A 12,475-nucleotide genomic window follows, 5' to 3' on the forward strand; every position below is an offset into this window, starting at 1 on the left:
AAATGGCGAAAGCGCTCACGATACCGGAAAACCGCGCGTAAAAAGACAGCCCCTGCCATAGGATCGCGCACGGCGAAGTCCCGGCAGGTGCTGCCAAAAGCTGCAATCCTGATGCGATAAATGCCCAGAATTCGGGGGCTGAAGGGTCACCCAATCACCTTGGTGAGGTTGGGTAGGATCAGTATCAATGTGGTGGCGAAGAGAATAAGTCCCGCCTGACGTACTTTCGAATGCTTGAACATGGCTGACTGCCTTTTGTTGTTATTCCTGAGCGTCAAATGCGTGCCGTGGTCGTCCAGTATGGCGCTATGACGTGTCGCTTTTCTTACAGCCGCTCCGGCAAAACCCGGCAGCAACGTCTTACTGATTGAACCTTAGAGCCCTCGTTCTTCGTGGCTTAGATCCATTTCGTATCAGCTAATACGAATTCGCGCTTAAAACGACATGAGGCATAACGCCATCTTGGCGCCAATGCCTTGGCTAGACAGCTAAAACGATTAATCCGGCAATTAGCTTAGGCACCTACCGTTCGTCCGAGCATGAGGGTCAAAGGCAATGAGCGCATCCGTCATTGAAACCGTGTCAATCGGGCTTAAGGTAAGGGCACACACGCACGCGGTTCGAGGACGTCATGACCCAAGCTTTGATCTTTGATGCCATACGCACGCCCAGGGGCAAGGGCAAGGCCGACGGTGCCTTGCACAGTGTCAAACCGGTCAACCTGGCCGCCGGGTTGCTTACGGCACTGGCGCAACGCAACGACCTCGACACCCAGCAGGTGGATGACATCGTGCTCGGCTGCGTCACCCCGATCGGCGACCAAGGCGCGGATATCGCCAAGACTGCCGCACTGGTCGCCGACTGGGCCATCAGCGTCGCCGGCGTGCAGATCAACCGCTTCTGCGCCTCGGGCCTGGAGGCGGTCAACCTGGGCGCGATGAAAGTGCGCTCCGGCTTCGAAGACTTGGTGGTGGTGGGCGGCGTCGAGTCCATGTCCCGCGTGCCCATGGGCAGCGACGGCGGCGCCTGGGTTCTGGACCCGCAGACCAATCTGCACAGCCATTTCACCCCCCAGGGTATTGGCGCGGACTTGATCGCAACCTTGGAAGGTTTCACCCGCGAGGACGTCGATACCTTTGCCTTACAATCCCAACAGAAAGCAGCCAGGGCCCGTGCGGACGGTTCCTTCAATAAGTCGTTGATCGCAGTGCAGGACCAAAATGGCATTGTGCTGCTGGATCACGACGAATTTATCCGCGCCGACTCCACCCTCCAAGGGCTCGGCCAGCTCAAGCCCAGTTTCGAGATGATCGGGCAGATGGGCTTCGACGCCACCGCGTTGCGGGTCTACAGCCATGTGGAGCGGATCCAGCATGTGCACACACCGGGCAACAGTTCCGGCATCGTCGACGGTGCCGCGGTGATGCTGATCGGCTCAGAGGCCAAGGGCCGTGAGCTGGGCTTGCACCCACGGGCGCGGATTGTTGCCACTGCGGTGACCAGCACCGACCCCACCATTATGCTCACTGGCCCGGCGCCGGCCACCCGCAAAGCCTTGGTCAAGGCCGGTTTGCGCGTGGAAGACATCGACTTGTTCGAAGTCAACGAAGCCTTCGCCTCGGTGGTGCTCAAGTTCATCAAGGACATGGGTATCGACCCCGCGCGGGTCAACGTCAATGGCGGTTCGATCGCCATGGGCCACCCGTTGGGCGCCACCGGCTGTGCGATTCTCGGTACTTTGCTCGACGAATTAGAGGCACGCCAGCTGCGCTATGGCCTGGCCACCCTGTGTGTCGGCGGTGGCATGGGCATCGCCACTGTGATCGAACGTCTCTGAGCCCAAGGAATTAGTTATGACCGATGCCATTCGTTACGAAAAAGGCCAGGACCAGATCGTGGTGCTGACCCTTGACCTGCCTGGCCAGAGTGCCAACACCATGAATGCCGTATACCGCGAGGCCATGGCCGCCACCGTCGCACGTCTTGAAGAGGAAAAGGACCACATCGCCGGTGTGGTTATCACGTCGGCCAAGAAGACTTTTTTCGCCGGTGCAGACCTCAACGAGTTGATCGCCGTCGACAAGGCCGATGCCAAGGCGTTCTACGACGGCGTGCGAGTGCTCAAGGCGCAGTTGCGTCGCCTGGAGGCCCTTGGCAGGCCGGTGGTGGCCGCCATCAATGGTGCGGCGCTGGGCGGTGGCTGGGAGATTTGCCTGGCCTGCCATTACCGTATCGCGCTGGACGAGCCATCGGTGCAACTGGGGTTGCCGGAAGTCACCTTGGGTCTGCTGCCCGGAGGAGGGGGCGTGGTGCGTATGGTGCGTTTATTGGGCTTGGAAAAAGCCCTGCCGTATTTGCTGGAAGGTAAAAAAGTACGCCCGCAACAAGCATTGCAAGCCGGTTTGATCCATGGGCTGGCCACGGACCGCGACGCGATGCTGGCCCAGGCCCGCGCCTGGATTCTTGCCAACCCCGAGGCCAGACAACCCTGGGACAACAAGGGTTATCAGATCCCCGGCGGCACGCCGTCGCACCCCAAGGTCGCGCAGATGCTGGCGATTGCGCCGTCGATCCTGCGCAGCAAAACCCAGGGCTGTTTCCCGGCGCCGGAGAAAATCCTCTGTGCCGCTGTGGAAGGCGCTCAGGTGGATGTCGACATGGCTCACCTGATCGAAACCCGCTATTTCACTGAATTGGTCACCGGACAAGTGGCCAAGAACATGATCGGCACCTTTTGGTTCCAGCTCAATGACATCAATGCCGGGCGTTCGCGCCCCGCAGGTATTGCACCTTATGTGACACGCAAGCTCGGTGTACTCGGCGCGGGCATGATGGGGGCGGGTATCGCTTATGTCAGCGCCTGCGCGGGGATCGAAGTGGTGCTCAAAGACATCAACCTGGCGGCGGCCGAGAGGGGTAAAGCGCACGCGGCGGCGCTGCTGGACAAAAAGCTTGGCCGTGGGCAAGTGAGCGCCGAACAGCGCGAAAGCATCCTTGCGCGGATTTTTCCCACCCAGGACGACGGCGACCTGGCCGGCTGTGACCTGATCATCGAAGCAGTGTTCGAAGACCGTGAACTCAAGGCCAAGGTGTCGGCCGCCGCCCAGCGCGTGGTGAGTGCCGATGCGGTGATCGCGTCCAATACTTCCACCTTGCCCATCACCGGCCTGGCCACGGCGGTGCCGGACCCCGCCAAATTTATCGGTCTGCATTTCTTCAGCCCGGTGGACAAGATGGCCTTGGTGGAAATCATCAAGGGCGCACATACCTCGGACGAAACCCTGGCCCGTGGTTTCGATTTCGTACTGCAGATCAAGAAAACCCCCATCGTGGTCAACGACAGCCGTGGATTCTTCACCTCACGGGTGTTCGCCACCTTCACCAATGAAGGTATCGCCATGCTTGGCGAGGGCGTGGCCGCGCCGTTGATCGAGACTGAGGCGCGTAAGGCCGGGATGCCGGTGGGGCCGCTGGCTGTGTCCGATGAAGTCTCACTCAGCCTGATGAGCCATATCCGACAGCAAACCGCCAAGGATCTGCTGGCCGAAGGTCAGGCGGTGCTGGCTCATCCAGCCACGGCGGTGATCGAGCGGCTCGTCAATGAATTCAAACGGCTGGGCAAAGCCGCTGGCGGCGGTTTTTATGAGTACCCCAGTGGCGGGCAGAAATATCTGTGGCCAGAGCTGAAACAGCGCTTCGAGCGGCCCGAACAACGGATCTCGGCGCAGGACGTGCGCGACCGGTTGCTGTTTATCCAAGCCATCGAAACCGTGCGCTGTGTGGAGGAGGGGGTGTTGATGTCCACGGCGGACGCCAACGTGGGCTCGATCTTCGGCATCGGTTTTGCGGCATGGAGTGGCGGCGCATTGCAATTTATCAATCAATACGGCCTGAACGACTTTATCGCTCGCGCCCGCTATTTGGCCGAACAGTACGGCGAGCGGTTCACGCCGCCGGCACTGTTGTTGCAAAAAGCCGCGCGAGGGGAGAGTTTCGTATAGGTGTGGCGGGGGCTTGCTTTGCAGGTAGGTTTGCAGGCAGGCTTGAGGTGTTCGATATTCCCATCGCCGTGTCAGGTATTTTTTATGTCGCTACGCGTCTGCATCCTGGAAACCGATATCCTGCGTCCAGGCTTGATCGATCAGTACCAAGGTTACGGGCAGATGTTCAAGCGCCTGTTCGCCAAGCAGCCGATCCCTGCCGAGTTTGTGGTGTACAACGTGGTGAACGGGGAGTACCCGCCGGACGATGAGCAGTTTGACGCCTATCTGGTCACCGGCAGCAAGGCAGACTCCTTCGGCACCGACCCGTGGATCCAGACGCTCAAAACCTACTTGCTCGAACGTTACCAACGCGGCGATAAACTGCTGGGCATCTGCTTTGGCCATCAGTTGCTGGCGCTATTGCTGGGTGGTAAAGCCGAGCGCGCTACTCAAGGTTGGGGCATGGGCATTCATGATTACACACTGGATGCCCAGGCGCCGTGGATGAGCCCCGAGGTGCCTGAACTGACGCTGCTGATCAGTCATCAGGACCAGGTGACCACCTTGCCGGAGGGCGCCAAAGTCATTGCCTCCAGCGAGTTTTGCCCGTTCGCCGCGTACCACATCGGTGATCAGGTACTGTGCTTCCAGGGCCACCCGGAATTTGTTCAGGATTATTCGCGCGAGTTGCTGGAGATTCTTCAGACAACCTTGGGCGAAAAAGTCTACTCAAACGGTGTAGCCAGCCTGGCACGCGAACACCATGGCGTCACCGTAGCGGAATGGATGATGCGCTTTGTGGCGCACAAGCCCGAAGCCGAGGTTAAAGCCATCCCGACCGCTTGAAGCTGGCCCACAGGCTGGTGCACCCCACCGCGATCAGCCCGAGCACCGCAAAATAGCCGTAGTGCCATTGCAGCTCGGGCATGTTCTGGAAGTTCATCCCATAAATCCCCGCCACTGCGGTGGGGAACGCCAGGATCGCTGCCCAGGCGGCGAATTTGCGCTGCACTACACTCTGGCGCGACGCCTCCAGCAACACCCCGATTTCAATGGTCTGGCTGGCAATGTCGCGCAGGGTGGTGAGGTCTTCCATCTGCCGTGTGACGTGGATCTGCACATCGCGGAAATACGGACGCATGTTCTTGTCGATAAACGGAAAGCTCAGTTTCTGCAGCTCCTGGCTGATCTCCACCATTGGCGCCACATGGCGCTTGAGCCGCAACACGTCGCGGCGCAGGCTGTGGAGGTTCTGGATATCGCGTTCGCTCAACGAACTGCACAGCACATTGCGCTCCAGCTCATCGATCTCGGCATGGATTGCCTCACTGACCGGCTGGTAGTTTTCCGTGACGAAATCCAGCAGCGCATAGAGTACGAAATCTTCCCCATGCTCCAATAACAATGGTCGCGCCTCACAGCGCTGACGTACAAAACCGTAGGACGCCGAGTGACCGTTGCGTGCGGTAATCACGTAGCCGTTGCCGGCGAAGATATGGGTTTCGATAAACACCAGTTTGCCGTTCTCGCGCACCGGCGAATACGTGACGATAAACAGCGCGTCGCCAAAGGTTTCCAGCTTGGGGCGGCTGTGTTTTTCCAGGGCGTCTTCGATGGCCAGTTCATGCAGGTTGAACTGGCGTTGCAGGTTGGCCAATTCCAGGGCGTTGGGCTCTTCCAGGCCGATCCACACAAAATGCCCAGGTTTGGCGGCCCAGGCCGCGCCTTCGTCGAGGGTGATATCGGTGACTTTCTTTCCGGCGCTATACACGGCGGCCGCAACAACTCTACCCATGATGCTGATCACTTCTTATAAGAGGAGACAGATGTTGGGCAGCTTAGCGTGAATGGCGTTCCGTTGTAGGAGCGAGCACCCTCGCTCCTATAAGGAAAAGGGAATCAGGCCCTCTTGAGCTGCGCATCCATGGCCTCGATGCAGGCATCCATTTGTGCCTGACATGCCTGCATCAAGGTGGGGATATCATCCGACGTCATGCCGCAGGTAGGAATCGGCGGCAGAGAGCGTATGAGCACATCACCGCTGTTCCAGCGATTGAGCTGCATATGAGTGACGTAATTGCTGACGCACACCTGCACGATGGGCACCCCGGCGGCGATGGCCATATGAAAGGCGCCTTTCTTGAATGGCAGCAGACCCTTGCCCAGGTTGCGCGTGCCTTCGGGGAACACCCAGATCGAGGTGTCTTTATGTTGCAACGTATCGGTGGTCGTAAGCATGGCGCGGCGCGCTTTATGGGCATTGCCGCGGTCGATCAACACATTGCCCGCCAGCCAGAACAACTGGCCGAACAGCGGCACCCACTTGAGGCTCTTCTTGGCGATGCACACGGTGCGGTGGGGCACCACGGTACCGAACACGAACAAGTCATAATTGGACTGATGGTTGGCGATAATCACGCAAGTGCCCGGCTTATGCCGCAGCGAGTCGACATCGGCTTTCACATTCAGCCCCAACAACCACATGGCGGGCACGGCGTATAGGCGGGCGCACAAGCGACTGTTATCCGGGTTGAACGGACGGCAAACGCCAATCAGCACACCCAACACACCAGCCACTATAAAGTGCAGGCCCATCAACACCATACGTAACAGAAAAAGCATCCACCTGGCCTATCGAAACAAAAGGTGGCGCAGTGTACGGTTGTGCACTGTATTCGGCAATTGGCGCTATAGAGGTAGGAGATGGGCGATGTTTAAGCGCATATTTCGGTATTTGCCAGAGCCCCCAGCCTAGAGCGACTAAGGCTTCTTCAGATATGGCTGTAAGAAAAAGCCCGGCGCAAGGTCGGGCTTTGGCACAAGCAAGGTTGGGCTTAACTAAGAATATGGCCCTGATCCTGGATGATTGCCTCGTCCAGAGCTTCCAGCAGCGCTTTGCGCACTTTCAATTTGGTGTGCTTGTGGGCGTTCATATTGATCTTCTTCAATTGCCGCGCCGCCTCCAGAGCTGCTGCGTGCAGTTCTTCGGGGGCGACCACTTTATCGAGGAAGCCGGCCTGCAATGCACCCTGAGGGTCGAACATCTCGGCATTGATCACCGAGCGATGGAACGCCGACTTGCGCAGACGATCCCGTGCCAGCTCGATCCCGGCGTGGTGCATGGTCATGCCGATCATCACTTCGTTCAGGCCGATGCTGAACGGGCCTTCCACCCCGATCCGATAATCCGCCGACAACAACAGAAAGGCGCCCTTAGCCACCGCATGCCCAGGGCACGCCACAATCACCGGGAACGGGTGCGACAACAGCCGCCGCGCCAATGTCGAGCCCGACGTCACCAGGCCGATTGCTTCTTTGGGGCCGGCGGTCATCACCTTCAAATCGTAACCCCCGGACAGAATCCCCGGCGTGCCGGTAATCACTACTACCGCCCGATCCTTCTCGGCCTGGTCCAGCGCTTCGTTAAACGCACTGACCACCGCCGGGGAAATGGCGTTGACCTTGCCGTTGCTCAAGGTCAGGGTGGCGATACCGTCTTCGAGGTGGTAGGCAATCAACTCACTCATGACGCGGTTCCTTGTAGGGCTTGTTATAGAAGAATGCAGCAGACGTTACCCACCACGCCCGGCTCGGTAAAGCGCTATGACTGACTACCCAGTCAGCCTTTTCCTGCATGCCCAAGCCTAGACGGCCTGCGGCGTGGCGCGACAAAGCCTTGAGACAGGCGCCAGCGGTGCCTGAGAATGGCACAATCACCACCCCTCGCCGGACATGCTCAGGCATAACCGGCTAACCGCATGAATATTCTGAAAAAAACCTTTGCCATCAGGAAGGCTTTCGACTACATTAGCGCGCCTCGACAGACTGAACTGGTTTGGCGAGATACGGTGAAGTGTCCGAGTGGCTTAAGGAGCACGCCTGGAAAGTGTGTATACAAGAAATTGTATCGAGAGTTCGAATCTCTCCTTCACCGCCACATTCTACAAACACAAACCCCCGGTTTCTTAACAAGAGCCGGGGGTTTGTGGTTTCTGGCGTTCTTAAATACAGGGTTGGACGCCGTGCGCTGTGCCCCAGCCCCGTCTGCGTCACCGACTTTTTACAATCATCCCGCGCATATAATCATTCAAATCCCGCAGGTCCTGAACGCTCCAAGCGTGCGCTGGCAGCTTTACACCGTTTTCCTGCAAGGTCCGGGGAATCAAGTTGCCGTTTGGGCGAAGGATAACCGACGACACAATAACGCCTGGGTAGTCATTTAAACGTTTCTTGAAAACCGGTGCGGTGAGATCAGGCGTAGGTGGGGTGCTTCTTGTCGCCAAAGGTCCTGTTGCTTTGAGGTCGGGTCCGTGGCATATGGCGCATCGTTGTAAAAAGAGGTTTTTGCCATTGGCAGTGTCCGCAAGGGCGATCGGGGTTTGGGTCAGCGATAGTATCCCCAGCGAAACGATGACGAGCATCTTCATGTTGGCGCAGCCTTGTTATGTCGAAGCAAACCTGAATTCCATTTTCTAACCGTCGGACGAATGCCAGCTTGACTCGAGATGCCCGCATTTTACCGACATTCACTGACAATTCCCCGTAAAGAGCGACTTAAACGTTATCTTGTTCGTTGTACAACCTTCGCCTTGCCCGGATTGTGTAGATGACCACTCGACCGAAGCCCACGCTCAACCTTCGTAGTTTGATTCTTATTTTTGTACTGCTTTCTGCTGTTGCGACCCTGATCAACAGTTTCTGGGTCATGTTCAAGATCCAGAAGCAGGAACTGATTGAAGGGGCGCTGGACGTCAATAAAAACTACGCCGCCCGTATCGCCCGCAGTGTCGAGCAGGTATTGGACGCCGATCTCGATAAATTGAAATATGGTGCAGCGGGTATTGGCAAAGCGTTTGGCGACAAAAGTGCTTTGAGCCGTGAGGCCAAGCGCTTATTTGAGCAGGACGCCAGTTTCAACTCCGTACTGGTCGCCAGCGCGGACGGTACCATCATTGCTTCCGCGCCTGAAAACCTTCAACTCAATGGCCGCACGTTGCAGCACAAAGAACCTTTGACGCTGCGCACGCCGAAAATCAGCAACGCCTTCAGGTCGATCTCCGGCAATTTGGTGGTGTTTATCTCTCAACCCATATTCGGTACGGGCGGAGAGTATCTGGGCTTGATCGGCGGCACTATCCGGTTGGAGCAGAGCAACACCCTTCAAGCCCTCATGGACACGAATGTGCGCAAGGATGGCGCGCATTTCTACTTGGTCGACGCTGCGCGCCAGGTGCTCTATCACAGCGATCCTGCGCAGATAGGCAGTGTCAGGGGCACGGACCTGATCGCCAGCGCATCGCTCCGCGAGGCCTCAGGCACCTTACAGGCTAAGGATGAGCACGATGTGCAAATGCTCGCCGGTTTCGCTCGGGTGCCCAGCAGCGGTTGGGGGGTGATCTCGCAGCAGCCCTTGGAGAATATCCAGGCAGTTCTGCGCCGGACGATGACCAAAGTCGCTCAAGGTATAGCCCCGTTGGCGCTGTTCGGGATCGTTCTGATCTGGTGGTTGGGCGCAAGGATCTCGGCCCCATTATCGCGGCTGGCCGACTGTGCCAAACGGCTGGACATGCCTGACAGCTACGCGCGCATCAGCGCAGTGCCTGCGCGTTATTTCGAAAGTTGGCAGATCCGCCGAGCGCTGTTGCTGGGCGCGACCCTGTTGCAGGAAAAGATCGGCAAGCTCAATCATCAGGCCCATACGGATGCGCTGACGGGGCTGGCCAACCGCCGGGCCATGCAGGACGTTCTGGCGTTGTGGCAGGAGACAGGCAAAGCGTTTGCCGTGGTTTCGGTCGACATCGATCATTTCAAGCACGTCAACGATACGTTCGGCCACGGTGTGGGGGATGAAACGCTGCGCGCCATTGCCGAACTCATGCAGCAGAACTCACGCGCCAACGACATGCCTTGCAGGGTGGGGGGAGAGGAATTCGTCTTGTTATTGCCGGGCAGTTCGCTGCAAATAGCGGCCGATGTCGCTGAGCGGCTGCGCGCCTCAATCGAGGCGGCCAGCATCGAGACGGTCGGGCGTATCACCGTCTCAATGGGGGTGGCGCTGTGGCGTCCTGAGGTCGAGTCGATATCGGCCGTCCTTGAGAGAGCTGATCAACTGCTATACCAAGCCAAGCAAAGCGGCCGCAATCGCGTGGTGGTTGAGCAGGTGCCGGACTGAACTGCGACCAGCCGTCACGCCATTGGGCCCTCAATGCCTGTGGCGATGATGCACATCCGGAAAATGCGCGTGGCTATGCTTGATCGGGCTGTGCACGTGCACATGGCTGTGTGGCTGATTGGGGTCCCAATCAAACGCATGTTCATGCTGATGATGTTCGTCATGCACATGCCGGTGCCCGTGTTGCGTGGCTTCGTGCTGATGTTCATGGGCGTGGCGTTCGGTCAGGTGCAGCCACACGCCTACCGCCATTAACGCCGAGGCCACCCAGAACGCGATCGACACCGACTCGCCCATCGCCAGTACCGCCAGGGCGGCGCCGAGAAAAGGGGCGGTGGAGAAATACGCCCCGGTGCGTGCGCTACCCAGGCCGCGCAGGGCCAGTACAAACAGGACGAGGCTGATGCCGTAGCCGAGGAAGCCCACCAGCAGGATTGGCATCATTTGAACGGTGGCCGGCCATTGCGCGCCGAGGTAAACGGCCAGGCCGGTATTCACCAGCCCGGCGATCAAACCTTTGATGCCGGCGATAAATACTGCGTCCGAAGCGGAAACCTTGCGCGTCAGGTTGTTATCGATGCCCCAGCACAGGCAGGCCAGCGCAACTGCCAGCGGCCCGGTCCAGTCGCGACTGGCGCCGGCGCCGTCCGACCAGGGCAACACCACACCGCCCAGCACAATCGCGATCATCCCCAGGACGATACGGCGGTCGGCGTTTTCTCGGAACACCAGCCAGGCGATCACGGCGGTGAGCACCGATTCCAGGTTGAGCATCAACGAGGCCGTTGCGCCGGCGGTGCGGGTCAGGCCGTACATAAGGGCGACGGGGCCGAGGATGCCGCCGAAGAGAATGGCGCCGAGCAACCAGGGCCATTCATGGGGTGTCAGCCCGCTGTGCTGCCAGCCGCGATCGCGGATCAGGCGCACCACGCCGAGGCCGAGGCCACTGCCGAGGTATAGCAGGCCGGCCAGCAGAATGGGCGAGAGGCCCAGGCCGAAGTGTTTTGCGAGCGGGGTGCTGGCGCCGAACAGGGCGGCGGCGCAGAGGGCATAAACGATGCTGAGGTTCATGGGCCATCCTCGGAGGGTCAGCCCATGATACGTCGCGGGCGCAGGGGAACGCCCGAGGGATTTACTGCGCGGTTTTCAGCTTGACCACATCACCGGAGATCTTGGTGGTGTAACCGCTGAGCACCCAGGCCCAGAACCACTTTTCCTGCACTTGGGTGTTGATCAGAGCGTCGCCGCCTTTTGCCTTGATGGCCGCTTCTTGTGCGCGGACGAAACGGCTGTTCTGACCGATCGGGATCACGCCGAACAGCATGATGCCGGTGGCGCTGGCTTCACTGTGACCCAGCACGGTGTATTGGTTGCTGTCGTACTGTGGGGATTTGATGGCGGTGCCGGTGCAGCCGGCCAGGGCGAAACCGAGTACTGCGGCTGCAACTACTTTGCTGACGTACTTCACTGTGTAACTCCATGGTCTAAAGCCCAAGATTCAATTCCTGGGGGCGCGTACTGTAATCGCTGCATAGACGAATTGAAACGAATCTGAACGATTAGGCTCGTTCACGCCGCGCGGCTAAACATGCAGCCACGCCAGCCCGCCCAGCACCATGGCCACGCCTGCGGCCGTATACGAAAGCCGCTTCAACCACTCCTTCCTCGTCAACAAGGTAATTGCCGCCAACGAAATCGCGATCTGAATCGCAGTCATCGCCTGGGCCCAGCGGTGGTGCCGATGCAGCGCCTGTTCGGATTTTTCATCCCACTCCCGTGAGGTGGCTTCAAGTTTTTCTGCCTGTTGGCGCACGGCCTCCTTCTGGCTTTTGTAGCGTTCGATCTCTTCCCGATAATGCGCAGCATCCACGCCGGGGATATGGGTGGCCAGCTCCGCCAGGTTTTGTCGGCTGGACTTGGCCTGGTAGTAATTCCACTGGTTGGCGGCTTCGGTCTTGATGATCGCGGCGTTGTTCTTGTCCATCGCCGCTTCACTCTCGGTGGAACCGGCCTGGTAGCTGAGCATGGCGCCGAGGGTGGCCATCAACGCGGTCATCACGGCGATGCGACTGGCGAAACTATCCCCTCGGGCGTGGGCATGTTCGGTGGTGTGTTCGATATGTTTTTCGTGGGGGCTGGGGACTTCGAAGGCTTCGGACATGGCGGCCTCTGTGAACGGCGTGAGGGATACTGATTCTTCACCAGCCAAGCTGTCGCGATCCTGTCCGCGACGCAGGATCAACCTCGCCCAAAGGGTTGCCCGCAGGTCAATGTGACCGCTATTGTGCTGAAACCTTTTAGTCCTTCCCCCAAGGATCCG

General features: G+C 58.8%; 11 protein-coding genes and 1 tRNA gene. 5 read left to right on the forward strand and 7 right to left on the reverse strand.

Translation table 11 applies throughout. From position 1 onward, the window contains the following. The first annotated feature begins 631 nt into the window (after positions 1-631). The 3 genes from ABX75_RS00110 (at position 632) to ABX75_RS00120 (ending at position 4,829) form a co-directional block, all read left to right on the forward strand. Positions 632-1,837 (forward strand): acetyl-CoA C-acetyltransferase, encoded by a 1,206-nt coding sequence (locus ABX75_RS00110; RefSeq protein ID WP_047881263.1) that lies wholly within the window; start codon positions 632-634, stop codon positions 1,835-1,837. A gap of 16 nt (positions 1,838-1,853) precedes the next feature. Continuing rightward, complete coding sequence (locus ABX75_RS00115; protein WP_047881264.1) at positions 1,854-4,001, forward strand: 3-hydroxyacyl-CoA dehydrogenase NAD-binding domain-containing protein; 2,148 nt, start codon at positions 1,854-1,856, stop codon at positions 3,999-4,001. 84 nt (positions 4,002-4,085) lie between these two features. Beyond that, positions 4,086-4,829, forward strand: a complete 744-nt coding sequence (locus ABX75_RS00120; RefSeq protein WP_034099752.1) for an amidotransferase — start codon at positions 4,086-4,088, stop codon at positions 4,827-4,829. Here ABX75_RS00120 and ABX75_RS00125 read toward each other — a convergent pair. The 3 genes from ABX75_RS00125 to ABX75_RS00135 form a co-directional block, all read right to left on the reverse strand. Beyond that, positions 4,807-5,778, reverse strand: coding sequence for a magnesium and cobalt transport protein CorA (locus ABX75_RS00125; RefSeq protein WP_034099751.1), 972 nt, complete (start codon positions 5,776-5,778; stop codon positions 4,807-4,809). The two genes, ABX75_RS00120 and ABX75_RS00125, sit on opposite strands and share 23 nt — an antisense overlap. 104 nt (positions 5,779-5,882) lie before the next feature. Beyond that, positions 5,883-6,605: a 1-acylglycerol-3-phosphate O-acyltransferase gene (locus ABX75_RS00130; protein ID WP_034099750.1), complete on the reverse strand. Its 723-nt coding sequence runs from the start codon at positions 6,603-6,605 to the stop codon at positions 5,883-5,885. Between the two features lie 212 nt (positions 6,606-6,817). Beyond that, positions 6,818-7,510: a crotonase/enoyl-CoA hydratase family protein gene (locus tag ABX75_RS00135; RefSeq protein WP_034099749.1), complete on the reverse strand. Its 693-nt coding sequence runs from the start codon at positions 7,508-7,510 to the stop codon at positions 6,818-6,820. 320 nt (positions 7,511-7,830) lie between these two features. On the opposite strand from ABX75_RS00135, the gene ABX75_RS00140 reads away from it, so the two are divergent. Further along, positions 7,831-7,920: transfer RNA gene (locus ABX75_RS00140), tRNA-Ser, on the forward strand. A 112-nt stretch (positions 7,921-8,032) separates the two neighbouring features. On the opposite strand, the gene ABX75_RS00145 is transcribed toward ABX75_RS00140, so the two are convergent. Next, positions 8,033-8,410 carry a c-type cytochrome gene (locus tag ABX75_RS00145; protein ID WP_047881265.1) on the reverse strand — a complete coding sequence of 126 codons (378 nt, stop codon included), beginning with the start codon at positions 8,408-8,410 and terminating at the stop codon, positions 8,033-8,035. A 179-nt stretch (positions 8,411-8,589) separates the two neighbouring features. Between ABX75_RS00145 and ABX75_RS00150 the strand changes: the two genes are divergently transcribed. Next, the gene (locus ABX75_RS00150) at positions 8,590-10,155 is read left to right on the forward strand and encodes a sensor domain-containing diguanylate cyclase (protein WP_047881266.1); all 1,566 of its coding nucleotides are present in this window, start codon (positions 8,590-8,592) and stop codon (positions 10,153-10,155) included. A gap of 30 nt (positions 10,156-10,185) precedes the next feature. Here the strand turns inward: ABX75_RS00150 and ABX75_RS00155 are convergent, their stop codons facing one another. The 3 genes from ABX75_RS00155 to ABX75_RS00165 all read right to left on the reverse strand — a co-directional run bounded on the left by ABX75_RS00155 (position 10,186) and on the right by ABX75_RS00165 (position 12,316). After that, a complete protein-coding gene (locus ABX75_RS00155) occupies positions 10,186-11,226 on the reverse strand; it encodes a DMT family transporter (RefSeq protein WP_047881267.1) in 1,041 nt (346 codons plus the stop codon). A 61-nt stretch (positions 11,227-11,287) separates the two neighbouring features. Next, positions 11,288-11,623: a hypothetical protein gene (locus ABX75_RS00160; protein WP_034099746.1), complete on the reverse strand. Its 336-nt coding sequence runs from the start codon at positions 11,621-11,623 to the stop codon at positions 11,288-11,290. A 114-nt stretch (positions 11,624-11,737) separates the two neighbouring features. Continuing rightward, positions 11,738-12,316: a DUF4337 domain-containing protein gene (locus tag ABX75_RS00165; protein WP_034114842.1), complete on the reverse strand. Its 579-nt coding sequence runs from the start codon at positions 12,314-12,316 to the stop codon at positions 11,738-11,740. Between the last annotated feature and the right edge of the window lie 159 nt (positions 12,317-12,475).

Source organism: Pseudomonas sp. ARP3 (assembly GCF_001029595.1).
Taxonomy (GTDB): Bacteria; Pseudomonadota; Gammaproteobacteria; order Pseudomonadales; family Pseudomonadaceae; genus Aquipseudomonas; species Aquipseudomonas rhodesiae.